The sequence below is a fragment of the Actinotalea alkalitolerans genome (assembly GCF_023369855.1).
Taxonomy (GTDB): Bacteria; Actinomycetota; Actinomycetes; order Actinomycetales; family Cellulomonadaceae; genus Actinotalea.
The window spans coordinates 130908-154064 of record NZ_JAMBPP010000009.1 but is presented as its reverse complement, the minus strand read 5'-3'; the positions used below and the strand labels follow the sequence as shown (position 1 = coordinate 154064).

20 protein-coding genes and 1 tRNA gene are annotated in these 23157 nt (G+C 72.8%); 15 read left to right on the top strand and 6 right to left on the bottom strand.

The genetic code is table 11. The features are described from left to right. Window positions 1–117 precede the first annotated feature (117 nt). Genes M1R94_RS13035 through M1R94_RS13020 form a run of 4 tightly spaced genes read left to right on the top strand, consistent with a single transcriptional unit; the run spans window position 118 to window position 6993 of the window. A complete protein-coding gene (locus tag M1R94_RS13035) occupies window positions 118–1047 on the top strand; it encodes a hypothetical protein (protein ID WP_249382135.1) in 930 nt (309 codons plus the stop codon). Next, window positions 1044–2654 (top strand): DNA polymerase Y family protein, encoded by a 1611-nt coding sequence (locus M1R94_RS20455; protein ID WP_283253349.1) that lies wholly within the window; start codon window positions 1044–1046, stop codon window positions 2652–2654. The genes M1R94_RS13035 and M1R94_RS20455 overlap by 4 nt, the downstream gene beginning before the upstream one ends. Continuing rightward, a complete protein-coding gene (locus M1R94_RS13025) occupies window positions 2647–6051 on the top strand; it encodes an error-prone DNA polymerase (RefSeq protein WP_249382134.1) in 3405 nt (1134 codons plus the stop codon). The genes M1R94_RS20455 and M1R94_RS13025 overlap by 8 nt, the downstream gene beginning before the upstream one ends. Window positions 6052–6093: 42 nt before the next feature. Beyond that, complete coding sequence (locus M1R94_RS13020; RefSeq protein WP_249382133.1) at window positions 6094–6993, top strand: dihydrodipicolinate synthase family protein; 900 nt, start codon at window positions 6094–6096, stop codon at window positions 6991–6993. A 15-nt stretch (window positions 6994–7008) separates the two neighbouring features. On the opposite strand, the gene M1R94_RS13015 is transcribed toward M1R94_RS13020, so the two are convergent. Beyond that, complete coding sequence (locus tag M1R94_RS13015; RefSeq protein ID WP_249382132.1) at window positions 7009–8247, bottom strand: AI-2E family transporter; 1239 nt, start codon at window positions 8245–8247, stop codon at window positions 7009–7011. 136 nt (window positions 8248–8383) lie between these two features. Between M1R94_RS13015 and M1R94_RS13010 the strand changes: the two genes are divergently transcribed. Further along, window positions 8384–8466, top strand: a tRNA-Leu gene (locus M1R94_RS13010). A gap of 150 nt (window positions 8467–8616) precedes the next feature. Beyond that, a complete protein-coding gene (locus M1R94_RS13005) occupies window positions 8617–9735 on the top strand; it encodes a hypothetical protein (protein ID WP_249382131.1) in 1119 nt (372 codons plus the stop codon). A gap of 7 nt (window positions 9736–9742) precedes the next feature. Here the strand turns inward: M1R94_RS13005 and M1R94_RS20800 are convergent, their stop codons facing one another. Then, window positions 9743–10540: a sulfite exporter TauE/SafE family protein gene (locus M1R94_RS20800; protein ID WP_249382130.1), complete on the bottom strand. Its 798-nt coding sequence runs from the start codon at window positions 10538–10540 to the stop codon at window positions 9743–9745. Between the two features lie 189 nt (window positions 10541–10729). Between M1R94_RS20800 and M1R94_RS12995 the strand changes: the two genes are divergently transcribed. Together M1R94_RS12995 and M1R94_RS12990 are read left to right on the top strand one after the other, a co-directional pair. Beyond that, window positions 10730–11386 (top strand): alpha/beta fold hydrolase, encoded by a 657-nt coding sequence (locus M1R94_RS12995; RefSeq protein WP_249382129.1) that lies wholly within the window; start codon window positions 10730–10732, stop codon window positions 11384–11386. A gap of 223 nt (window positions 11387–11609) precedes the next feature. Next, window positions 11610–11972: a PASTA domain-containing protein gene (locus tag M1R94_RS12990; protein WP_249382128.1), complete on the top strand. Its 363-nt coding sequence runs from the start codon at window positions 11610–11612 to the stop codon at window positions 11970–11972. A 44-nt stretch (window positions 11973–12016) separates the two neighbouring features. On the opposite strand, the gene M1R94_RS12985 is transcribed toward M1R94_RS12990, so the two are convergent. Then, entirely contained in the window at window positions 12017–12796 is a 780-nt protein-coding gene (locus M1R94_RS12985) for a fructosamine kinase family protein (protein ID WP_249382127.1), read from the bottom strand. A gap of 179 nt (window positions 12797–12975) precedes the next feature. Here M1R94_RS12985 and ald point away from each other — a divergent pair, with 179 nt between their 5' ends. The 4 genes from ald to M1R94_RS12965 all read left to right on the top strand — a co-directional run bounded on the left by ald (window position 12976) and on the right by M1R94_RS12965 (window position 18253). Then, window positions 12976–14091 (top strand): alanine dehydrogenase, encoded by a 1116-nt coding sequence (ald, locus tag M1R94_RS12980; protein ID WP_249382126.1) that lies wholly within the window; start codon window positions 12976–12978, stop codon window positions 14089–14091. A 62-nt stretch (window positions 14092–14153) separates the two neighbouring features. Continuing rightward, window positions 14154–14756 (top strand): GNAT family N-acetyltransferase, encoded by a 603-nt coding sequence (locus M1R94_RS12975; RefSeq protein WP_249382125.1) that lies wholly within the window; start codon window positions 14154–14156, stop codon window positions 14754–14756. Beyond that, window positions 14753–16843, top strand: a complete 2091-nt coding sequence (locus tag M1R94_RS12970) for a M3 family metallopeptidase (RefSeq protein WP_249382124.1) — start codon at window positions 14753–14755, stop codon at window positions 16841–16843. Before M1R94_RS12975 ends, M1R94_RS12970 begins: the two co-directional genes overlap by 4 nt. Window positions 16844–16903: 60 nt before the next feature. Continuing rightward, window positions 16904–18253, top strand: a complete 1350-nt coding sequence (locus tag M1R94_RS12965; RefSeq protein WP_249382123.1) for a M20/M25/M40 family metallo-hydrolase — start codon at window positions 16904–16906, stop codon at window positions 18251–18253. Window positions 18254–18281: 28 nt separating this feature from the next. Here M1R94_RS12965 and M1R94_RS12960 read toward each other — a convergent pair whose 3' ends face one another. Beyond that, window positions 18282–18518, bottom strand: a complete 237-nt coding sequence (locus tag M1R94_RS12960) for a DUF5703 family protein (RefSeq protein ID WP_249382122.1) — start codon at window positions 18516–18518, stop codon at window positions 18282–18284. Between the two features lie 74 nt (window positions 18519–18592). Between M1R94_RS12960 and M1R94_RS12955 the strand changes: the two genes are divergently transcribed. Continuing rightward, window positions 18593–18892, top strand: a complete 300-nt coding sequence (locus tag M1R94_RS12955) for a primosomal protein (RefSeq protein WP_249382121.1) — start codon at window positions 18593–18595, stop codon at window positions 18890–18892. 78 nt (window positions 18893–18970) lie between these two features. Here M1R94_RS12955 and M1R94_RS12950 read toward each other — a convergent pair whose 3' ends face one another. Next, window positions 18971–19933: an aldo/keto reductase gene (locus tag M1R94_RS12950; protein ID WP_249382120.1), complete on the bottom strand. Its 963-nt coding sequence runs from the start codon at window positions 19931–19933 to the stop codon at window positions 18971–18973. A 43-nt stretch (window positions 19934–19976) separates the two neighbouring features. On the opposite strand from M1R94_RS12950, the gene M1R94_RS12945 reads away from it, so the two are divergent. Beyond that, window positions 19977–20852 (top strand): undecaprenyl-diphosphate phosphatase, encoded by an 876-nt coding sequence (locus M1R94_RS12945; RefSeq protein WP_249382119.1) that lies wholly within the window; start codon window positions 19977–19979, stop codon window positions 20850–20852. A gap of 55 nt (window positions 20853–20907) precedes the next feature. Further along, window positions 20908–22167, top strand: coding sequence for a cysteine--1-D-myo-inosityl 2-amino-2-deoxy-alpha-D-glucopyranoside ligase (gene mshC / locus M1R94_RS12940; protein WP_249382118.1), 1260 nt, complete (start codon window positions 20908–20910; stop codon window positions 22165–22167). Window positions 22168–22242: 75 nt separating this feature from the next. Here the strand turns inward: mshC and M1R94_RS12935 are convergent, their stop codons facing one another. Continuing rightward, the gene (locus M1R94_RS12935) at window positions 22243–23118 is read right to left on the bottom strand and encodes a PAC2 family protein (RefSeq protein ID WP_249382117.1); all 876 of its coding nucleotides are present in this window, start codon (window positions 23116–23118) and stop codon (window positions 22243–22245) included. Between the last annotated feature and the right edge of the window lie 39 nt (window positions 23119–23157).

Genomic DNA, 23157 nt, shown 5'->3' with positions numbered 1-23157 from the left:
GCCTCGGCCGGCCCCGGCGGATTGACACGCACCCCGTGTCAGCGTGTACTGGCATACTCGAACAGGTGTTCGAACAGCGGCTCGTGGAGCTGCTGGTGTGTGCGACGGGAGATCCTGATGGGTGCGCTGGACGTGCGGTCCCCCGAGCCCGTCGCGGGCCTCGTCGGGGCTGACCGCGCGGCGTTCGCCCGGGCCGTGCTGGCCCGCGCGGAGGAGCGCACCGGGGCCGGTCGTCGGGTCGTCCTCGCGGGGCAGCAGCAGCCCACGGGTCCCGCGGCTCCTGCATCGGACCGGCTCGTCGATCTCGCCCTGGTGACCGGTGCGGTGACGCCTGTCTCCCCACCGAACCCGACAGCAGGTCAGGGGACGCCGCCCGAGATCGACCCCGAGGCGGCGACCCGGTTCCTGCCGGTGCACAGCGGGGTGGCCGGGCTGCTGCCCTCGGGCGCGCTGGACCGCGGCACCACGGTGGTCGTGGACGGGTCCACCTCCCTGGTGCTCGCCCTGATCGCCGCGGCCTCGCAGGCCGGGGCCTGGGCCGCGGTGGTCGGGCTGCCCGAGGTCGGTGTGCTCGCTGCGCACCAGCTGGGTCTGGTGCTGGACCGGGTGGCTCTGGTGCCGTCCCCCGGCCCGGACGCCCCGTCCGTGGTCGCGGCGCTGATCGACGGCGTCGACATCGTGGTGCTCGGTCCTGGGGTCGCCCTGGGTCCCGCCGACCGGCGCCGTCTGGCAGCCCGTGCACGCGAGCGCTCCGCGGTGCTGATCCCCACCGCCCCCTGGCCCGGGGCGCACGTCGTGCTCACGGCGGAGGCGTCACGGTGGGAAGGGCTGGGGCGCGGGCACGGTCGGCTGCGTAGCCGGCGGCTCACGGTGCACCGGGCTGGGCGGGGGAGCGCCACCCGGCCGATGCGTACCGAGGTGGTGCTTCCCGAGGCACCTGCGCCCTGGGGTGGAGCGGTGGCCCCTGTGGCCCCCGGACGGCAGGTGCCGGTCCAGGAACCGGTGGGGCCGACGGCGCCCCAGGGCGAGAGGAGACGAGCAGGATGAGCACCCCGTCCCGGATCGCCGCCCTGTGGGTCCCGGACTGGCCGGTGCTCGCGGCGATGACCGCCGAGGAGGTCCCCGCGCACCGGCCGGCCGCCGTGCACGACGGCCGGCGGGTCACCGCCGTCTCGGCCCCGGCACGTGCGCACGGCGTGCGGCGCGGCATGCGTCGCCGCCAGGCGCAGGAGTGCAGCCCCGACCTCGTCCTCCTGGACGCCGACGCCGGCCGCGACGTGCGTCTCTTCGAGCCGGTGGCCGTGGCCGCAGAGAGCGTGGTCGCCGGGATCGAGGTGGCTCGCCCCGGCCTGCTCCTGCTGCCCGCCCAGGGGGCGAGCCGGTTCCACGGCTCCGAGGCGACCCTCGCCGAGCTCCTGGTGACCGGCGTGGCCGAGCAGACCGGCTACGAGTCGGCGGTGGGGGTGTCCGACGGCGCCGGGGCCGCGGTGCTGGCCGCTCGCACCTCACGCCTGGTCCCGCAGGGAGCGGCCGCGGCCTTCCTCGCGCCGATGGCGGTCACCGAGCTCGTCCACGTGCCGACCCACGACCTCCTGGCCGGTCAGGTCCCCGAGCTGGTGGACCTGCTGGTCCGGCTCGGGCTGCACACCCTGGGTGACCTGGCCCGGCTGCCCGGGGCGGACGTCCGTGCGCGGTTCGGTGAGCTCGGGGCCTGGGCGCACCGGGTGGCCTCGGGGCAGGACGAGCGACCCACCGCCGTGCGACGCCTCCAGCCCGACGTCGCGGTCCAGCAGGACCTCGACCCACCGGTCGAGCGGATCGAGGCGACCGCCTTCGCGGCCCGACGTCTGGCCGAGCAGCTCCACGCCCAGCTGGTGGACCGTGGTGCAGGCTGCGGCCGGCTCGAGATCAGCGCCCGCACGCAGGACGGCCAGGAGCTGGTCCGGACCTGGCGCACCGACGCCGTGCTCGGGGGACTGTCCGTGTCCAGGATGACCGACCGGGTGCGCTGGCAGCTCGAGGGCTGGCTGACCGGCAGCGGCACCGGGGGCTCCGGTGGCGGTGGCGGGGTCGGTACCCCGAGGCCCGCCCCGCTGGTCCGGCTGGGGCTGCGCGCCGAGGAGGTCGTCCAGGCGGGCGCCGAGCAGGGCAGGCTCTGGGGGATGGCCAGCGGTGCGGACCTGCGCGCGCACCGCGCCCTGCACCGGGTGCAGGGCCTGATCGGTGCCGAGGCCGTCCTCAGCCCGGCCGTCCAGGGGGGACGTGACGCGCGTGACCAGGTGCACCTGGTGCCCTGGGGGGAGGAGCTCCCCGCGCCCCGGCCCGTGGCCCGGCCGTGGCCCGGACGGCTCCCCGCCCCGGCCCCCGCCACCGTCCTGACCCCTCCCGCGGTGGTGGGGCTGCACGGCCCCGAGGGTGATGTGGTCCAGGTCAGCGCGCGGCTCGAGCTCAGCACCGAGCCCTCGCTCCTGCGGTGGTCCGCCACGCACGAGGCAGCCGTCCAGGGCTGGGCCGGCCCCTGGCCGATGGTGCAGCGGTGGTGGAGCCGGACCCCACGGCGTCAGGTCTACCTCCAGGTGGTGACGGCCGACGGCAGCGCGGTGCTGCTCGCGCTGAGCGAGGGTGTGTGGACCGTGGAGGCCCGCTATGACTGACCGGACCGGTGGGCCGGGAGGTGCGCTGCGCTACGCCGAGCTCCACGCGCACTCGGCCTTCAGCTTCCTGGACGGGGCCAGCCAGCCCGAGGAGCTGGTCCTCGAGGCGGCCCGGCTAGGGCTGAGCGGTCTGGCTCTGACCGACCACGACGGTCTCTACGGTGTCGTGCGCTTCGCCCAGGCGGCCCGCGCCGTCGGGATGCCCACGATCTTCGGCGCCGAGCTGCACCTGGCCGGTCCGGACGGCGCGCTCGACCCACCGACCGGCTCTCCCGACCCCCGCGCGACCCATCTCGTGGTGCTGGCCCGAGGCGATGCGGGGTACCGCTCGCTGTCCCGGGCGATCGCGGAGGCGCACCTGGCCACCGGGGCCAAGGGGGCGGCCGACTACCGGCTGGCCGATCTGGCGGCCCGGGCCGACGGCCAGTGGCTCGTGCTCACCGGCTGCCGCAAGGGAGCCGTGCGCCAGGCGCTCGAGCCCACCAGCCGGACCGACCTGATGCGGGGTCGCGCCCAGCAGGGCTTCGACCTCGAGGCGGCGCGCGTCGAGCTCGACCGGCTGACTGACCTCTTCGGCCCGCAGAACGTGGCGGTCGAGATCACCGACTCGGGCGACCCCTGGGACTCCGAGCGGTGCGATGCCCTCGCCGAGCTCGCCCGGACGGCCCGGCTGCCCCTCGTCGCGACCGGGAACGTGCACTACGCCCGCCCGGCCGACGCCGACCTCGCCGGCGCGCTCGCGGCGGTCCGGGCCCGGTCGAGCCTGGACGACATGGACGGCTGGCTCGCGGGGGGCGGGGGAGCGCACCTGCGCTCGGCCGTCGAGATGGCCGGTCGGCACCGACGGCACCCCCAGGCTGTCCGTACCGCCGCCGAGCTCGCCGCCGAGTGCGCCTTCGACCTGAGTCTCGTCGCGCCCCAGCTGCCGCCCTACCCGGTGCCCTCCGGGCACGACGAGGCCAGCTGGCTGCGCGAGCTCGTGCGACGTGGAGCCCTGGACCGGTACGGGCCCCCCGAGGCCGAACGGGTCCCGGGGGCTCATGCCCAGCTCGCCCGCGAGCTCGACGTCATCGAGGGGCTCGGGTTCCCGGGCTACTTCCTGATCGTCCATGACCTGGTCACCTTCTGCCACGACCGGGGGATCCTGTGCCAGGGCCGGGGCTCTGCCGCCAACTCGGCGGTCTGCTACGCCCTGGGCATCACCGCGGTGGACGCGGTACGTCACGGGCTGCTCTTCGAGCGCTTCCTGGCCCCCGAGCGGGACGGGCCGCCCGACATCGACGTGGACATCGAGTCGATGCGACGCGAGGAGGTCATCCAGCACGTCTACGAACGCTTCGGGCGCACCCATGCGGCGCAGGTCGCCAACGTCATCTCCTACCGGCCCCGCTCGGCGGTGCGCGACGCGGCCCGGGCGCTGGGGTACGACGTCGGGCAGCAGGACGCGTGGAGCAAGAGCATCGAGAGGTGGGGGTCGCTGCGTGGGCACGACCCCGTCACCGCGGACGGTCGCGACGCCTCCCCGGCGGCACGGGCCGCCGGGGACGCCGTCGCGCGCCGGGCGGGTGACCTCGCCACGACCGGCGCCGAGGTCGACGACGGCATCGGGACGGAGGGCGGCCAGGACCCGCGGGACCCCCCGCCGCCGGTCAGCCACCGGCCCCCCTCCGCCACGGACGTGGCCGAGATCCCCGGGCCGGTGATCGACCTCGCCGAACGCCTGCTGCGTCTGCCGCGCCACCTCGGCATCCACTCGGGGGGCATGGTCATGTGCGACCGTCCCGTGATCGAGGTGTGCCCGGTCGAGTGGGCCCGCATGCCCGGGCGCACCGTTCTCCAGTGGGACAAGGACGACTGCGCCGACGCCGGGCTGGTCAAGTTCGACCTGCTGGGACTGGGCATGCTCTCGGCACTGCGGATCGCCTTCGAGCTCGTCGCCGAGCACGAGGGGACCGCGCTGGGTCTGCACTCGCTGCCCCAGGACGACCCCGCGGTCTACGACCTGCTGTGCGCGGCGGACACCGTCGGGGTGTTCCAGGTCGAGTCCCGCGCCCAGATGGCGACCCTGCCCCGGCTCCAGCCCCGCTGCTTCTACGACATCGTCATCGAGGTCGCGCTCATCCGACCCGGGCCGATCCAGGGGGGGTCGGTACATCCCTACATCAACCGGGTCCGTGGTCGGGAGAAGGTCACCTACCTGCACCCGTTGCTCGAGAGCTCGCTGGCCAAGACCAAGGGGGTGCCCCTCTTCCAGGAGCAGCTCATGCAGATGGCCATCGACGTCGCCGGGTTCACCGGGGTCGAGGCCGACCAGCTGCGCCGGGCGATGGGTTCCAAGCGCTCGACCGAGCGGATGGAGGCGCTGCGGGCGCGGCTGATGTCCGGGATGGCCGAACGGGGCGTGACCCCCGAGGTCGGGGAACAGATCTACGACAAGCTCAAGGCGTTCGCGGACTTCGGCTTTCCCGAGTCCCATGCCTTCTCCTTCGCCTACCTGGTCTACGCGAGCTCCTGGCTCAAGGTCCACCACCCGGCCGCCTTCTACGCCGGCCTGCTGGCGGCTCAGCCGATGGGGTTCTACTCCCCGCAGTCCCTGGTGGCCGACGCCCGGCGGCACGACGTCGAGGTGCTGCGCCCCGACCTCCAGCTCTCCGGGGTGCAGGCGGGGCTCGAGCGCCCCCGCCCCGCAGGTCCCCTCGCCGTGCGTCTGGGGCTGGCCGCCGTCCGCGGGCTGGGGGAGCCGGCGGCCGGACGGATCGTGGACGCACGCGCACAGGGTGGTCCCTTCCTCGGCCTGCGGGACCTGGTGCGACGGGTGGACCTGCGGACCGCACAGCTCGAGGCCCTGGCCACCGGGGGGGCGCTGGGTGGGCTCGGGATCGACCGTCGGGAGGGCCTGTGGGCTGCAGGAGCGCTCGCGCAGGAGGGCCCTGACACCCTGCCCGGGGTCTCGGTGGGGGTGAGTGCACCCACGCTGCCGGGCATGAGCGAGGTCGAGCTCGCCGTCGCGGACGTCTGGGCCACCGGGGTCTCCGTCGACTCCTTCCCCACCCAGTACGTCCGGGACCGTCTGGACCTGGCCGGGGTGCTGACCGTCGCCCGATCCTTGGAGCACGAGGCAGGTCGACGGGTCGCGGTCGCCGGTGTGGTGACCCACCGGCAGCGGCCGGGGACCGCCCGGGGGGTGACCTTCCTGTCCATCGAGGACGAGACCGGTCTGCTCAACGTCATCTGCACCCCCGGGCTGTGGCAGCGGTTCCGCACGGTGGCGCGGACCTCGGCCGCGCTGGTGGTCCGGGGCCGGTTGGAACGGGCCGACGGCGCGACCAACCTGCTGGCCGAGCACCTGGCACCGCTGTCGCTGCGGGTGCGCACCTCCTCGCGCGACTTCCGGTGAGCCAGGGGGCCGGCCCGTTCGACCGGTCGCTACCGTGAGAGCGTGCCGCTCCTCGGACCTCTCGTGGCCTACCTGCCCACCCCGCGCTCGCGCGACGGCGAGGTCGACGACGCCTCGCTGACCGCACTGGCGGACCTGGCCGACCGGGCCGTGCTGGCCGGGGTCGACGGGATCGCCCTGCTCGGCAGCACCGGAGGGTTCGCGTACCTCGACCGGGCCGCACGTCGTCGGGTCGTGCAGGTCGGCGTCGAGGCCGTGTGCGCCCGGGTCCCTGTCGTGGTCGGTGTCGGTGCGCTGACCACCCGCGAGGTCCTGGTGCTGGCGCAGGACGCCCAGGAGGCCGGGGTGAGCGCGCTGCTGCTACCGACCACCTCCTACCTGCCGTTGCTCGACGACGAGGTCCTCGAGCTCTACCGGACGGTCGGGGAGCACGCCGAGGTGCCCGTGTGGGCTTACCACAACCCGGTCACGACCAGGGTCGCCCTGTCCCTCGAGATGCTGTGCACCCTTGCTCGCACGCCCGGGATCGGGGGGATCAAGGACCGTGGCGTGGACGCCGACGAGGTACGACGGCGGGCCCGGTACCTGGGTGACCGAGTGCCGGCCGGCATCGAGATCGGGTTCAGCGGGGACGGCCACGGCTACGCGGGGCTGCTCGAGGGGGCCAGCACCTGGCACTCGGGGCTCGCCGGCGTCCTGCCAGGCCCGTACACCGCGGTCGCACGGGCCGCGGCCTCACAGGACCCTGCTGCCGCGCAGGCCGCCATGGCACCGCTCGAGCCTGTGGTCGGCCTGGCTCTCGCGTCCGGCGGACCACGGGTCGTCCACCTGGTCGGAGAGATCCTCGGGCTGCGGCTCGGGGCCCTGCCCCCACCTCTCCTGCCGCCGTCGGCGCCGGTGCGCGCCGAGCTCGAGCGACTGCTCGGGGTGCTGGGCGGCTGAGCCCCGGCGGGGTCGTCAGGAGCTCGTGGCGACCTCGTCGTCCTCGACGGTCTCGTCCTCCAGGTCCTCGAGCTCGGTCGGCGGGTCGGTCCGTCGTAGTCGGGAGAACACCGCCCACGCGACGGCGACCAGCGGCACCGAGATGACCGCACCGAGGATCCCGGCGACCAAGGTCCCCCCGGTGACCGCGAGGGCGACTGCCACCGGGTGGAGGGACACCTGCTTGCCCATCACCAGGGGCTGCAGGACGTGTCCCTCGAACTGACCGATGAGGGCGATGACGACCCCGACGAGGACGGCGTTGATCACACCGTTCGCCGCGAGGGCCACGATCATCGCGATCACCATGGCCAGCGGAGCGCCGATCAGCGGGATGAACGCCCCGATGAACACCAGCACCGCGAGAGGTGCGGCGAGCGGGACCCCCAGGATGATCAGGGCGATCGCGGCCAGCACGCCGTCCGCGGCAGCGATGATGAAGGTGCCGCGGGTGTAGCCCGAGAACGTGTACCAGGCCACGCCCCCTCCCGCGTGCCAGCTCGCGCGCATGCGCATCGGCAGCTGGTTGAGGAACCAGAGCCACATCTCGGTGCCACGGATGAGGAAGAAGACCGTGCAGAACACCGCCAGCGCGATGGCGGTGAAGACCAGTGCCACCGAGCCCGCACCGGTCAGGGCCTGGCTCGCGATCGCCCCGCTGTTCTCGGAGATCCACTCCTGGCCCGAGGTGAGCCATCCCTCGACGTCCTCGTTGGTGATCGTCAGGTTCAGCGGGCTGTCGGCGAGGAAGTCGAAGATCGTGGCGATGCCGTCGTTGAACTGCTCACCGAGGTTCTCCCACTGCCCGGCGACGGACAGGCCGATGTAGGTGAAGAGCCCGGCGATCACGGTGATCGACAGCACCAGGGACAGCGCCGTGGCGAGCCCACGCGGCATGATCCGGGACATCACGTTGACCACGGGCCGCAGCACCGCGGTGAAGACCAGGGCCAGGAACACGGCGATGAAGAGCAGCAGCACCCTGGATGTCGCCCAGAACACCAGTGACACCGCGGCGACGACCACCAGGATGCGCCACGACCACCCGGCCACGACCCGGAGCCAGTGCGGCGCGGTCTCCTCGTAGCCCAGTGCGGCGGGGTTGCGACGCGCACCCGCGACCTTGCGAGCCGTCCGGCCGGGACCCGAGAGGTCACGGACCGGCTTCCGGGAGGGCTCTGCGTCGGGGCTCGGGATGTCGTCGCGATCCGACATTGACCCTCCTGGGGCGGGGTGCTCGGCTGCACGGTCGAGCCAAGTGTGCCGCAGGGACCGCGTCTGTGCCGCCTGCCTCACCGTGCTATCTTTGGCCGCGCGCTTGGAGGGCCGGAAGGCCGTCCAGCACCACCTCGTCCGGGTGGCGGAATGGCAGACGCGCTAGCTTGAGGTGCTAGTGCCCTAACGGGCGTGGGGGTTCAAGTCCCCCTCCGGACACTCGTTGAGACAGCGACGACGAAGACCCCTGACCGCGAGGTCGGGGGTCTTTCTCGTCCCGCGGGAGCGCGCGACCCGCGCCGCCGAGGCACCGTAGGCTGGTGTGCGCCGATCGCGACCCGGCACTCACGCGACACCCTGGGACTCCTGATGACGAACACCTCTGTGCGCCCACGTGGAGCACCTCTGCGTCGAGCAGCGACCGTTGCCGCCGTCGGCCTCTCCGCGGTCGTGCTGACGGCTGGCCCCGCCTCCGCGCACGGCAAGTGGTTCGCCGACCACGCCGACGGTGGTGACTGGGGCTTCTTCTTCTCGCCGTTACCGCTCGCGGTGACCGTCGCGGTGGTCGTGGTGACCGTCCTGTGGCGCCTGGTCGCGCGCCGGCTGCCCCGACCCGAGCTCGCGGTGCTTGCCCCCCTCGGCCGGCTCGCCCCGTACATCCCCCGACTGCTCGGGATCCACCTGGGGGTCTCGCTCCTGGCGTACTCGGTCACCGGAGGGTTCCTCACGCCGTCCCTGCCGCTCGACGAGGTGCCCGGAGGGGACTTCGCGGGGCTGGTGCAGGGGGCTGTCGGCATCTGGCTGATCACCGGGATCCGGCTGCGCATCCCGGCGCTGGGCGTGGTGCTGCTGGGTCCGCCTGCCCTGCTCGCGGCCGGGCCGGTGGCACTGCTCGAGACGGCCGACACCCTCGCCGTGGCGCTCTTCCTGGTGATCCTTGCCCCTTCCGACGCGACCTTCGGCAGGGTGCGGCCGAGCCCTGAGCGGCTGCGCTGGGCCCTGTTCTTCCTTCGTGTCTTCGTCGGTGTGGCGCTGATCACCCTGGCCTTCAGCGAGAAGTTCACCAACCCCGAGCTGGCCCGGAACCTGCTCGAGGCCTACCCCGAGCTCAACGTCTTCGAGCTGGTCGGCATCCCGGTGGGGGTCGAGACGTTCATCGTGATCGCCGGGGGGATCGAGCTGCTCTTCGGACTGCTGGTGCTCTCGGGCGCGCTGCCGCAGGTCGCGGTGCTCGTGGCGATGGTGCCGTTCAACCTCACGCTGTTCATCTTCGGCACCACCGAGGTCATCGGGCACCTGCCGGTCTACGGGGTCTTCCTCGCCCTGCTGGTGTACGGCTCGCACCGGGAGACCGCGGCTGCGGTGCCGTGGCTGCCCTCGCTCGAGGACCTGCGCGGGGGATGGGAGCGTCTGCGTGGCGGCCGGGTCCCGGGCACGGCCGCCGAGCGTCCCGCCCCGGCGCGGACGGTCGAGCACCCCTCCGACTGACGACCGTTCACCGGTTCGAGCGCAGCGCCCGGATCGAGAGCTGGACCGCCGAGAAGATCAGCAGGAGCGCGAAGAGCACCCCGGAGATCCTGGTCGGGATCACGAAGGCCAGGGCGACCCCGCCGAACGACGCGACGGTCGCGGCGAGACCGACGGTCGCGCCGACCCGCAGGTCGACGAGGCGGCCACGCACGTTGGTGACGGTCCCCATCATCGCTGTGGGCACCATCACCAGCAGGGAGGTCCCCTTGGCCACCAGGTCGCCCGCGCCGAAGACCGCGATGAGGATCGGTACGAGGACGACGCCGCCACCGATGCCGAAGAGCCCTGACGCCACCCCCATGAAGAGCCCGGCGGCGACCAGACCCACGCCGACGAGCCAGCCGAGCTCGACCTCGTCCCCGCGGGCCGGGGCGACGAGGAGCATGCGGGCGGCGACGACGACCAGGAGGGTCACGAACATCCAGCGCAGCCAGGTGAGCGGGATGCGACGCAGCAACCGGGCGCCCAGGTAGGAGCCCGTGACGCCCCCGACGGCGACGACCAGCGCCACCAGGAGGTCACCCCGGCCGTTGGCGAGGTAGGTCGCGGAGCCCGCGATCGAGGCGGGCACGATCGCGACCAGCGAGGTGGCCGCGGCCCGCCGCTGGTCCATCCCGCCCAGCGTGATCAGCAGCGGCACCATGAGGATCCCGCCCCCGACACCGAAGGCACCGGAGAGGGCCCCGCCCAGTACGCCGATCAGGGCCAGGGTCAACCAGGGGGGGCGGTGGTGTGCGGCGGCGGTCGGATCAGCAGGGGTCACCCGGGAGATCGTAGGCGCCGGTCGCCACGAGGTCTTCACACGGTCCCTCCATCCTCGGAGGGCTGGAGGGGCGTTCTGCGCCTACCCTGGGATGCAGACACCTGTCGGACGCGGCGTGACGACCTGGCCGGTCCGGCCGACCTCGCCGCCCATCGGGAAGGGCCCTCTCTCATCACACCTCTCGTCTTCGTGCACGGGACCCGCACCTCCTCGGCGATCTGGTCCCACCAGGTCGCGGCGATGGAGCGGTGGGGGCACGAGTCGGTCGCGGTGGACCTCCCTGGCCACGGTTCACGCAGCTCGGAGCGCTTCACCCTCCAAGGCGCGCTCGAGACCATCGACCGGGCCGTGGACGGCTGCGCGTCACCGCCCGTGGTGGTCGGGCTGTCGCTCGGTGGGTACACCACGCTGGCCTATGCGGCGCAGCACGGGCACAAGGTGGCCGGTGTGGTGCTGTCGGGTTGCTCGACCGAGATCCGTGGGATGCCACTGGGCGCCTACCGCGCGCTGTCGGTGCGGATCGTGCGGATGCTGCGTCCCACCGGAAGCACCTGGCACGTGGTCGCCGACATGCTGGCTGCCCTCCAGGGCTACTCGGCCGTGAGCGACCTTCGTCGACTGCTGGTCCCGGTGTGGCTCGTCAACGGTCGACGTGACGTGCTGAGGTTCGGCGAGCGCCGTTACCTGGCGGCTTCCCCGTTGGCACGCCTGACCGTGGTGCCGGGTGCCGGGCACGACGTCAACAGCCATGCCCCCGAGACCTTCAACCGGATCTTGCTGGGTGTGCTGCACGACCTGGGTTCGGTGGCCCGGGCCGTCGTCCCGCGCCTCACGCACGCTGCCTGAGGCAGGCGCCCGCAGACGGCGCGCGCGTGCAGCGGGCGGGTGTGACGTGCCTCTCGTCGGGGGGAAATTGGCGTGCTCTGCCCCCTGGGGAGGCATACGGTCGAACGGTCAGGTCGTCGGATGTCCGACGGCGTGCCGGGTGACCCGACGGGTGCCCGGCGACACACGGTGCGCGTCCCGATCGGTCCGCACCGCCCGTCCCCGAGTGCCCCAGGAGGGCCAGATGAAGAACCGCGTCGTGCGAGCTGCAGCCACCGTGCTGGCGGTGTCCGGCGTCCTGCTGTCCGCCGCGTGCACGTCAGACCCCGAGTCCGAGCCGGCGGCCACGCCCACGCAGACCCAGGAGGAGCAGGGGCAGGAGGAGGGCGTCTCGGGTACCGTCACGGTCCCCGACGTCACGGTGCTCATCCTGGAGACCGCGCAGGGCAACCTCGAGCGTGCGGGCCTCGAGGTCGAGGTCGTCGACGAGTCTGGTGCCGCCGTCGCGACGGACGACGCCACCGCATGGGTCGTGACGGATCAGGACCCGGCCGACGGAACGGTCGAACGCGGGACCCTGGTGACCCTGACGGTCGCCGCGCGCTGACCAGGCCGCACCCCCGGTCCGTCTCGACGGTCCGGGGGTGCCCCTCACCTGCCGTGGGCCCACCGGTGCACGAGCGCGGCCGTCCGGTGCACGTACGACCCCCCGAACAGCACCGCGTGCACGGCCAGGGGGAAGACCTGGTGCAGACCGAGGAGGTCGCGCCAACCGTCGACCAGCCGATGCTCCTGCTCGTAGGCGTCGAGCACGGCGTCCAGGTGGGCGAGCCCGAAGAGGTCGAGCATCGCCAGGTCGGTCAGGGGATGACCGCCATGCGCCGCCGGGTCGATGAGGACGACGCCCCCGTCTGTCCACAGCAGGTTGCCCGCCCACAGGTCGCCGTGCACGCGGGCCGGTGGTTCGTCGTCCTCCCACTCGCCGGCGCGCAGCCGGTCGCGCAGACGGGTCAGGTCCGTGCGCAGGTCGGGGTCGAGCCGCCCCCGGACGGCGAGCATCTCGCCCACGGGTCCGAGCCTGCTGTCGGCGTAGAAGGGACCCCAGGTCGCGGCGGCGTCGGCCAGCAGCGGGAGCGGCTCGGCCAACGGTCCGAAGTACCCGTCGCCGACCCATCCGTCGGGCGGCGAGCCGAAGTCGCCGGCTCCCGCCTCGTGCATCCGCGCCAGGTCCTGTCCGAGGTCGGTCGCGGCGGCACGGCTCGGTGCCGAGGTGCTCACGTGCTCGAGCTCCAGACCCGCCTCGGTCACCGCGAGCACCCGTACGACCCGCGGTCCGCCCGGCACGGCCAACCACGCCAGCCCCGCAGCCTCCCAGTCGAAGTATCCGGGGGGCGCGTCGGCGCGACCCTTGCGGTACACGGGCGTCGTCATCGGGGCAGTTCATCACGCCCAGCGTGCTCAGCGGTGGACGGTAGACGACGGAGATCGTCGTAGCAGAGGGGGCTGGCCAAGGATTCCGTTGTTTCCATGCTGTTACGACACGGAAAGGGTCTGTCCCAAACGGGGGTGACGTGGGATTCTCGCACCATGACCACGAAGCGGAGGATCGCATGAGGATCGGTGTGCCCACAGAGGTGAAGAACCACGAGTACCGGGTCGCGCTGACTCCGGCCGGGGTCCACGCGCTGGTCGCGGCAGGGCACGAGGTCTGGGTCCAGGCCGGGGCCGGGCTCGGTTCGGGGCTCGACGACGAGGTCTACACGGCAGCGGGTGCCACGCTCGTCCCGGGGGCTGCCGAGGCGTGGTCGGCCGAGCTGGTGTGCAAGGTCAAGGAGCCGATCGCCCAGGAGTACGGGTACCTGCGGTCCGACCAGGTGCTGTTCACCTACCTCCATCTCGCAGCGAGCCGTCCGTGCACCGAGGCGTTGCTGCGGGCGGGGACGACGGCGATCGCGTACGAGACCGTGCAGGCCACCGACGGGTCACTACCGCTGCTCGCTCCGATGAGCGAGGTCGCGGGCAGGCTCTCCACCCAGGTCGGCGCCTACCACCTGATGAGGAGCCAGGGTGGTCGAGGCCTCCTGCCCGGTGGTGTTCCCGGCGTCGAGCCCGCCTCCGTGGTGGTCATCGGGGGTGGGGTGGCCGGTCGTCACGCCGCGGACATCGCGGTCGGGATGCGTGCGGACGTGACGGTGCTCGACGTCAGCCTGCCCCGGCTGCGTGAGCTGGACGCCGCCTACGGAGGGCGGGTGCGGACCATCGCCTCGAGCGCCTACGCGATCGAGCGAGCGGTCCTGACGGCAGACCTCGTCATCGGTGCCGTGCTCGTGCCGGGGAAGAGGGCACCGTGCCTGGTGTCCAACGACCTGGTCCGCCGGATGCGTCCCGGCTCGGTGCTGGTCGACATCGCCGTGGACCAGGGCGGGTGCTTCGAGGACACCCGGCCGACCACGCACGACGAACCGACCTTCCCGGTGCACGACGCGGTGATGTACTGCGTGGCCAACATGCCCGGCGCCGTCCCGGTGACTGCGACGCACGCGCTGACGGCCGTGACCCTGCCCTACCTGCTGGCCCTGGTCGAGCACGGGTGGCGTCAGGCCGTCGTGCAGGACCCTGCCCTGGCCCACGGCCTCACGACGCACGACGGGGCCCTGCTGCACCTGGGCGTCGCCGAGGCCCACGGGCTCCCGATCGCCGACCTCGCCTCGGTGGGCGTCGCCTGAGATCGCGGCCCGAGGTCGGAAATCGGCTGCACCTCGGCGGACGGGGGACCTACGGTGTCGCGATGGACCCCGTGGTGCTGACCGACGAGACCGTGCTGCTCTCCGCCCCGACCGCACCGGACCTGGACGACATCACCCTCGCCTGCCAGGACCCGCAGATCGCCGCCTGGGTCACGGTGCCGAGCCCCTACACCCGTGCCGATGCCGAGGACTTCCTGCAGCATGTGGTCCGGCCCGGCTGGGAGCAGGGCACCGACCTGACGTGGGTGGTCCGGTTGGCGCCCACCACGGGACGCGCGTCCCGGTTGCTGGGCATGGTCGGGCTGCACGGGGTGGCCGACGGGTCGGCGGAGATCGGCTTCTGGACCGCCCCGTGGGCGCGCGGCAGGGGAGTGGTGAGGCGGGCTCAGGACCTGGTCCTGGACCACGCCTTCGACCCGCACGGCCTGGACCTCGTCCGTGTCACGTGGTCGGCCTTCGTGGGCAACTGGCCCTCGCGCCGAGTCGCCTGGAGCGCCGGCTTCCGGGTCGAGGGCACGGTCCGGCTCCACGGGGTGCAGCGTGGGGTCCGTCGGGACTCGTGGCTGGCGACCCTGCTCCGGGACGACCCGCGCGAGCCGGCCGAGCCGTGGCCTGCGCCCACGGCTGAGAGGATGGCGACATGACGACCCGCTCCCTCGACATGCCCGCACTGGACCGCGACAACCCGTTCGCCGCTCCCTCGGCACTGCCCTACGGGCTGCCGGACTTCGCTGCGATCCGCGACGAGCACTACCTGCCGGCCTTCGAGGTGGGCATGGCTCAGGAACGGGCCGAGGTCGAGGCGATCGCGACCGACCCGAACCCGCCCGGCGAGGACAACACACTGCTCGCCCTGGAACGTTCCGGACGGCTGCTGCACCGGGTGTCGATGGTGTTCTACAACCGCACCAGCTCGGACAGCACGGCCTTCCTCGACGAGCTCGAGGAGAAGGTCGCCCCGCTCCTCTCGGCGCACCACGACGCGATCTACCTCGACCGTCGCCTCTACGACCGGCTCGAGGCGCTCCACGCCGCGGTGTCGAGCGGCCTGGTCGAGCTCGCGGGTGACACCGCCTGGTTGCTGCACACCCTGCGCCAGGACTTCGTCCGCGCAGGTGTCGCGACCGGCGAGGAGGTGCAGGCCGAGCTGCGCGAGATCAACGCCCGGATCACGACGCTCGAGTCCACCTTCGGCCGGCTCCTGCTGGCCGACACGAACGCCGCAGCGGTCCTGGTCCAGGACGTGGCCGAGCTCGACGGGCTCCCGGCGGACGCGATCGCCGCTGCCCGCCAGGCTGCTGCCGACCGTGGCCACGCGGCGGGGTACCTGATCGAGCTGATGCTGTTCAGCCAGCAGCCTGTGCTGGCGTCGTTGCGCGACCGGGACCTGCGCCGCCGGGTGCACGAGGCGTCGGTCACCCGCGGCGGGCACGGCGGTGAGCACGACACCCGTGCGACCCTCCTGGAGCTCGCGCGTCTGCGGGCACGCCGCGCTCGGCTGCTCGGGTTCGATCACCATGCGGCCTTCGTGGCAGCCGACTCGACGGCCAAGACCACGGCAGCCGTCGACGAGATGCTGGGACGCCTGGCACCGGCCGCCGCGGCGAACGCGCGCCGCGAGGCGGCCGACCTCGAGCAGGCGCTGCAGGCCGACCTGCCGGGCGCGACGCTCGAGCCCTGGGACTGGTCCTTCTACGCCGAGCGGGTGCGCCAGGAGCGCTACGCGCTCGACGACACCCTGCTGCGCCCCTACCTCGAGCTCGAGCGGGTGGTGCAGGACGGGGTCTTCGACGCCGCGACCCGTCTGTACGGCGTGAGGTTCACCCACCGACCCGACCTGGTGGGTTACCACCCTGACGTCCGCGTCTACGAGGTGCACGACGCCGACGGTGGTGAGGTCGGGCTGTTCCTGGCCGACTGGTTCACGCGCGAGTCCAAGCGCGGTGGGGCCTGGATGAACAACCTGGTCGACCAGAACCACCTGCTGGCCGAGCGGCCGGTGGTCGTCAACAACCTGAACATCCCCAAGCCACCGGCCGGCGAGCCCGCCCTGCTGAGCTGGGACGAGGTCATCACGCTGTTCCACGAGTTCGGCCATGCCCTGCACGGCTTGTTCTCCGACGTCCGGCTGGCCTCGCAGTCGGGGACCGAGGTGCCGCGCGACTTCGTGGAGTACCCGTCCCAGGTGAACGAGATGTGGGCCTGGGACCCGGGCGTCCTCGCGCGGTTCGCGGTGCACCACGTCACCGGTGAGCCGATGCCCGTGGAGTGGGTGCGCACCATGATCGCCTCTCGCCAGTACAACGAGGGCTTCTCGACCACCGAGTACCTCGCCGCAGCGCTGCTCGACCAGGCCTGGCACCAGCTCGACCCCGACCAGGTCCCGACCGACGTCAGCGAGGTCGAGGCTTTCGAGCGTCGTGCCCTGGCCGCTGCCGGGGTCGACGTCCCTGCGGTCCTGCCGCGGTACCGCACGACGTACTTCAACCACGCCTTCGGGGGTGGCTACTCGGCGGCGTACTACTCCTACATCTGGTCCGAGGTGCTCGACGCGGACACGGTGGAGTGGTTCGCCGAGAACGGCGGGCTCCGCGGCGAGAACGGTGCCGCCTTCCGCGAGAGGCTGCTGGCCCGTGGTGGTTCGGTCGACGTGATGGAGGCGTTCCGCGACCTGCGCGGCAGGGACCCCGTCATCGCGCCGCTGCTGGCCCGGCGGGGTCTGGCGGGCTGAGCCGAGGGCGCCGGGACCGCGGTGCCGGGACCGCCGGAGTCGGCAGGTACCGTGGCCGACATGTCCTTCACCTCAGGAGCCTCTCGTCCGTCCGCCGCCGACCACGCCACGGCGCAGGACGAGGTGGCCTCGATCTGCCAGGACCTGCTGCGCATCGACACGTCGAACTACGGCGACGGCAGCGGCCCGGGTGAACGCGCCGCCGCCGAGTACGTGATGACCTCGCTGACCGAGGTCGGGCTGGACCCCGAGCTCTTCGAGTCGGCGCCGGGGCGGGCCAACGTCGTGGTGCGGCTGCCGGGCTCCGACCCCACGCGCCCGGCCCTGGTGCTGCACGGGCACACCGACGTGGTGCCGGCTGCGGCCGACGACTGGTCGGTGGACCCCTTCGGTGGCGAGGAGATCGACGGCCTGCTGTGGGGCCGCGGCGCGGTGGACATGAAAGACATGGACGCGATGATCCTGGCCGTCGTGCGGCAGATGGTCCGCGAGGGTCGCTCACCCTCCCGTGACCTGGTCGTGGCGTTCTTCGCCGACGAGGAGGCTGGCGGTCGGTTCGGCGCACGCTACGCCGTCGACCACCGGCCGGAGCTCTTCGAGGGGGCGACCGAGGCGATCAGCGAGGTGGGAGGGTTCTCGGTCGACGTGGGCGGGCACCGTGCCTACCTGCTGCAGACCGCCGAGAAGGGCATCGGCTGGCTCCGGCTCGTGGCAGGGGGTCGTGCCGGCCACGGGTCGCAGGTCAACACCGAGAACGCCGTGACCCACCTGGCCGCAGCGGTCGCCCGGATCGGTGCGCACCCGTGGCCGCTCCAGCTCACCCCGACCGTGCACGCCCTGCTCTCGGGCGTCGCGGACCTCACCGGCCTGCCCTTCGACCCCGAGGACGAGGACGCCGTCGCACGGCTCGTGGACGCCCTGGGGCCGGCCGCGCGCTTCGTGGGTGCCACCGTGCGCAACACGGCCAACCCGACGCAGCTGAGCGCGGGCTACAAGGCCAACGTCATCCCGGGCTCGGCCGAGGCCGTCATCGACACGCGCTTCCTGCCCGGCCACGAGGAGAGCGCCCGCGCCACCCTGGAGTCGCTCGCGGGAGAGCACGTCAGGATCGAGGACATCCACCGCGACGTCGCCCTGGAGGTGCCCTTCAGCGGGGACCTGGTCGACGCGATGGTGGCCGCCCTGCACCGTGAGGACCCCGGGGCGAGCGTGCTGCCGTACACCCTCTCAGGGGGGACGGACAACAAGTCGCTCTCTCGACTGGGCATCGTCGGATACGGCTTCGCACCCTTGAAGCTGCCGCCGACGCTGGACTTCTCGGCGATGTTCCACGGTGTGGACGAGCGTGTACCGGTCGAGTCGCTGCGCTTCGGCGTGCGGGTGCTGGACCGGTTGCTCGCCACCTGCTGACGGCTCAGGAGCCGCTGGGCGGAGGCGCTCAGAGGGTGCTGCGCACCCGGATGATCTTGCGTCGCAGCCAGACCTTGCGCTCGCCGCCCGCGTAGAGACGCGTACGAGCGAGCTCCCACCGGCCGTACTCGGCCTCGTCGGTGAGCAGCCGGCGGGCGTCGTTGCGGCTGGTGGACCTGTCGATGGTCAGTACCCGGTACTCGTAGGCCGCGCCCTGCGACCGCCAGCCGTCCAGGTCGGTCCGTCGGGCGGGTGAACTGGGCATCCGGCTCCTCGGTGGTCGCTCGGGTGGTCTGGATTCGTGTGCCATTGTGCACGGTGCGGCGCTACGGTCATCGCATGACCGTTGATCCGCGTGCCGCGTTGGACCGTCTCGTCGCCTCTCTCGAGGCCCACTTCCACGCTGTCGCGACACGGCGGGATGACGACGACCCGGCGGTGGACGACGCGTACGACGTCCTGGCCGACGCCTTCGAGGTGTACGACGACGCGCTGGTGCGTGTGCACGGCGAGACGCTCCCGTTCTACCTCGCCGACGACGACACCGACGACGACGAGGACGATGACGTCGACGAGGACGACCTCGAGGACATGGAGGACGACCTGCTCGACGGCGCGGAGCTCGACGCGGACGACTGAGCGCGGCCCCGAGGGACGTCCCCGGCGGCCGGGACGACCGGGCAGCCAGTCACACCGGTACCCTCGCGGCCGAGGGGCTCAGCGTCGCTCGGGGTACCCCGTCGCCGGGGCGCTCACCTCGTCCAGGGCCGCACCCAGGGTCGGCGGGATCCTCAGGTCCAGTGCCCCCAGGGCGCCGCGCAGCTGGACCGCGGTGCGTGCACCGACCACGGCCGCGCTGACCTGCGGACGGCCGAGCACCCATGCCAGGGCCACCTCGAGCGGCGCACGTCCCAGGCCCTCGGCGGCGGTCGCAAGGGCCTCGACCACCGGAGCGGCGTCGGGGCCCAGGTACGGCTCGACGAACCCCGCCAGGTGGGCCGACGCAGCACGCGAGTCGGCCGGGACCGAGCGGCGGTACTTGCCGGTCAGCACGCCGCGCCCCAGCGGCGACCACGCGAGCAGCCCTGTGCCGAGATCGGCGCAGGCCGGCACGACCTCACGCTCGACACCGCGTTGCAGCAGCGAGTACTCGACCTCGACCGCTGCGAGACGGTTCGCGGGCTCCAGGAGGCCCGCCGCGCGGGCGGTCTGCCAGCCGGGGTGGTTGGAGAGCCCGACGTACCGTGCCCGGCCGCTGTCCAGCGCGTGCCGCATCGCCCCGACGGTCTCCTCGAGCGGGGTGCGCTGGTCGGGGGCCTGGACCAGCCAGAGGTCCACGTGGTCGGTGCCCAGGCGGCGCAGCGAGGCGTCCAGCGAGTTCAGCAGAGCCCCTCGCGAGGCGTCCACGACGCCACCGCTGGCGGTCTGCCGCACCCCCGCCTTGGTGCACAGCAGCACGTCGTCGCGGTGCACGGTCGAGCGGAGCAGCCCGCCGATCAGCACCTCGGCCTCGCCGTCGGCGTAGGAGGCCGCGGTGTCCAGCAGGGTGCCGCCGGCGTCGACGAAGTCCCGCAGCTGCTCGGCGGCCTCGTGCTCGTCGGTGTCCCGGCTCCAGGTCATCGTGCCCAGTGCCAGGGCTGAGACCCGTAGGCCCGTCCTGCCGAGCAGTCGCTCCTCCATGGCTGTGCAGGCTACCGGTCGCGGGCGGCTAGCCTTGCTCGCCATGACGTGGTGGGAAGCAGTCGTGCTCGGTCTGGTCCAGGGTTTCACCGAGTTCCTGCCGATCTCCTCGAGCGCTCACCTACGGATCGTCGGCGAGCTCCTGCCGTCCCGTGCCGATCCGGGGGCGGCCTTCACCGCGATCACGCAGATCGGGACCGAGACCGCCGTCCTGATCTACTTCCGGCGCGACATCGTGCGGATCTGCGTGGCCTGGTGGCGGGCGCTGCGCGGTGACGCCGGCCCGGCGTTGCGTGACCGTATGGGTGTCGGGGACCCCGATGCCCGGATGGCGTGGTGGATCGCCCTGGGCTCGGTGCCGATCGTCGTCCTGGGCCTGCTCTTCCAGGAGTCGATCGAGGGCCGGTTCCGCAACCTCTACCTGATCGCCCTGACCCTGGCGCTGTTCGGCCTGCTGCTGGGCTTCGCCGACCGCCGTGGGGCCAAGCAGCGCACCCTGGACCAGATCACCGCCCGGCACGCGGTGCTGTTCGGACTGGGCCAGGCCATGGCCCTGGTCCCCGGTGTCTCGCGGTCGGGTGGGACGATCACCATCGGGCTGCTCATGGGCTACACGCGGGAGGCCGCGGCGCGGTACTCGTTCCTGCTGGCCCTGCCCGCGGTCTACGGGTCGGGGTTCTACCAGCTGGCCAAGAACCTGGGCGGGTTCGGGGTCGCGGGCACCCCGACCGTGCTGGCGACCTTCGTGGCGACCGTGGTGGCGTTCGCGATGGGGTACGTCGTCATCATCGGGTTCCTACGGATCGTCACCACGCGCAGCTACCTGCCGTTCGTGGTCTACCGGATCGTCCTCGCGGGGGTGATCGTGGTGCTGCTGGGCGTCGGCGTGCTCGAGCCGTTGGGCGGGACCGTCGGCTGACCCGTGGCGCGGGCGGCCGACCTGCCTGTCGCCCGAGTCCGGTTAGGCTGCGCTCGTGCAGACCTGGCCCGCCCCTCAGATCCCGTCGATCCCCGGCCGTGGTGGTCAGGTGCGGGTGCTCGACAGCACGACCGGCGAGCTGGTCGACGCCTCGAGGGGACCCCATTCCTCCCTCTACGTGTGCGGGATCACCCCCTACGACGCGACGCACCTGGGTCACGCGGCGACGTACATCGCCTTCGACCTGCTGCACCGTGCCTGGCTGGATGCCGGCCAGGACGTGACGTTCGTCTCGAACGTCACCGATGTGGACGACCCGCTCCTGGAGCGGGCCACGGCGACGGGCGTGAGCTGGGAGCGTCTCGCGACCGACCAGACCGCCCTCTTCGCCGAGGACATGACCGCACTGGGGGTGCTGCCACCTCACGTGTACCTCGGGGCGGTCGAGACGATCCCGCGGGTGGCCGAGGCGGTCGCCCGGCTGCTCGACCGAGGTCTCGCATACCGGGTCGAGCTCGAGGAGGGTGCGGGTGGTGACCGCCCCGACCTGGGTGACGTGTACGCGGACGTGTCGGTCGACCCGCACTTCGGCTCGGTCGCGGGCCTCGACCACGACCAGACCGTCGCGCTCTTCGCCGAGCGCGGGGGAGACCCCGAGCGCCCTGGCAAGCGCGACCCCCTCGACCCGGCGCTCTGGCGCAGAGAACGCCCCGGTGACCCGGCCTGGGACGGCGGCCCGCTCGGGACCGGACGCCCGGGCTGGCACATCGAGTGCACGATCATCGCCGAGGGGGCCCTCGGGGGCGACTTCGACGTGCAGGGCGGTGGCCGAGACCTGTGCTTCCCGCACCACGAGATGAGCACCGCCCACGCTCGGGCCCTGGGTGGCTCCGGGGCCCGCGCCCACATGCACACCGGGATGGTCGGCCTCGACGGGGCCAAGATGAGCAAGTCCGTGGGCAACCTCGTCATCGTCTCGACCCTGCGCGAGCAGGGCGTCGACCCGATGGCGATCCGGCTGGCGGTGCTCGCCCACCACTACCGCGAGGACTGGGACTGGGACGACACCGTCCTGACCGAGGCCCAGACCCGGCTCGGGCGCTGGCGCGCCGCGGTCTCGGGCAACGGGGGACCGGACCCGGAGAGCACGGTCGTGGCGATCCGCCGGGCGCTGGCGAACGATCTCGACGCACCGGCGGCCGTGCGCGCGGTGGACACCTGGGCCGACGACTCGCTCAGTCTCGGGGGCGACGTCGTAGGAGCCCCCGGCGTGGTGTCGCGGGCGATCGACGCCTTGCTCGGCATCAGGCTCTGACCCGCGGCATCAGGCACTGACCCCCCTGGCCCCGCCGTCCTGTGATCCGCGGTCCCGCGCCAGCTCCGTGCTTCCTCAGGGGGTCGGTCCGGGCCCACCGTCGCGCCGCCGCAGGTAGCGCTCGAACTCTCGGGCGATCGCCTCGCCGGTGGCCTCGGGGAGCTCGGCCGTGTCCTTGGCCTCCTCGAGCTGCTGGACGTACTCGGCGATCTCGCCGTCCTCCGAGGCCAGCTCGTCGACACCGTGCTGCCACGCCTCGGCGTCCTCGGGGAGCTCCCCGACCGGGATCGGTGAACCGACCAGCTCCTCGATCCGCACGAGCATCGCGAGGGTCGCCTTGGGTGAGGGTGGGTGCGCCACGTAGTGCGGCACGGCGCTCCACACCGACAGCGCGTCGATACCGCGCAACGAGGCCTCGTGCTGGAGCACCCCGACGATCCCCGTCGGCCCCTCGTAGGTGCTCGGCTCGAGTCCCAGCGCCGTCCGGAGCCCGGGGTCCTCAGCCGTCGTGGTGACCGGGATCGGACGGGTGTGCGGCACGTCGGCCAGCAGGGCTCCGAGCGTGATCAGGGTCCGCACGCCGAGCCGCTCGGCGATGTCGAGGATCTCGGCGCAGTAGCGGCGCCACCGCATCGACGGCTCGATCCCGTGCACGAGCACGACCGGGTTTCCCGGCACGCTGGCCACAGCCACCGTGGTGGTCGGCCAGGTGATCGACCGGTTCCCGCTCTCGTCGGTGCCGACCATCGGGCGGTTGACCTGGAAGTCGTGGTAGTCCTCGGGGTCGAGCTCGTCGACCTGCTCGGCCCCCCACATCAGGTGCAGGTGAGCCAAGGCCTGGGTCGCGGCACTCCCGGCATCGTTCCAGCCCTCGAAGGCGGCAAGCATCACCGGACCGTGCAGCGGGACAGGACCGTGCAGCGGAGCCGCGGCGGAGAGGGCGTCGCTCATCACCCCAGCCTAGGTCCTGGCCTGCGGAGGCCACGTACC

What these genes read in the sequence shown, in the direction of transcription:
- M1R94_RS13035 (WP_249382135.1), top strand. Translation starts at nt 118, where the DNA reads ATGGGTGCGCTGGACGTGCGGTCCCCCGAGCCCGTCGCGGGCCTCGTC.
- M1R94_RS20455 (WP_283253349.1), top strand. Translation starts at nt 1,044, where the DNA reads ATGAGCACCCCGTCCCGGATCGCCGCCCTGTGGGTCCCGGACTGGCCG.
- M1R94_RS13025 (WP_249382134.1), top strand. Translation starts at nt 2,647, where the DNA reads ATGACTGACCGGACCGGTGGGCCGGGAGGTGCGCTGCGCTACGCCGAG.
- M1R94_RS13015 (WP_249382132.1), bottom strand. Translation starts at nt 8,247, where the DNA reads ATGTCGGATCGCGACGACATCCCGAGCCCCGACGCAGAGCCCTCCCGG.
- M1R94_RS13005 (WP_249382131.1), top strand. Translation starts at nt 8,617, where the DNA reads ATGACGAACACCTCTGTGCGCCCACGTGGAGCACCTCTGCGTCGAGCA.
- M1R94_RS12990 (WP_249382128.1), top strand. Translation starts at nt 11,610, where the DNA reads ATGAAGAACCGCGTCGTGCGAGCTGCAGCCACCGTGCTGGCGGTGTCC.
- M1R94_RS12985 (WP_249382127.1), bottom strand. Translation starts at nt 12,796, where the DNA reads ATGACGACGCCCGTGTACCGCAAGGGTCGCGCCGACGCGCCCCCCGGA.
- ald (WP_249382126.1), top strand. Translation starts at nt 12,976, where the DNA reads ATGAGGATCGGTGTGCCCACAGAGGTGAAGAACCACGAGTACCGGGTC.
- M1R94_RS12975 (WP_249382125.1), top strand. Translation starts at nt 14,154, where the DNA reads ATGGACCCCGTGGTGCTGACCGACGAGACCGTGCTGCTCTCCGCCCCG.
- M1R94_RS12970 (WP_249382124.1), top strand. Translation starts at nt 14,753, where the DNA reads ATGACGACCCGCTCCCTCGACATGCCCGCACTGGACCGCGACAACCCG.
- M1R94_RS12965 (WP_249382123.1), top strand. Translation starts at nt 16,904, where the DNA reads ATGTCCTTCACCTCAGGAGCCTCTCGTCCGTCCGCCGCCGACCACGCC.
- M1R94_RS12960 (WP_249382122.1), bottom strand. Translation starts at nt 18,518, where the DNA reads ATGCCCAGTTCACCCGCCCGACGGACCGACCTGGACGGCTGGCGGTCG.
- M1R94_RS12955 (WP_249382121.1), top strand. Translation starts at nt 18,593, where the DNA reads ATGACCGTTGATCCGCGTGCCGCGTTGGACCGTCTCGTCGCCTCTCTC.
- M1R94_RS12950 (WP_249382120.1), bottom strand. Translation starts at nt 19,933, where the DNA reads ATGGAGGAGCGACTGCTCGGCAGGACGGGCCTACGGGTCTCAGCCCTG.
- M1R94_RS12945 (WP_249382119.1), top strand. Translation starts at nt 19,977, where the DNA reads ATGACGTGGTGGGAAGCAGTCGTGCTCGGTCTGGTCCAGGGTTTCACC.
- M1R94_RS12935 (WP_249382117.1), bottom strand. Translation starts at nt 23,118, where the DNA reads ATGAGCGACGCCCTCTCCGCCGCGGCTCCGCTGCACGGTCCTGTCCCG.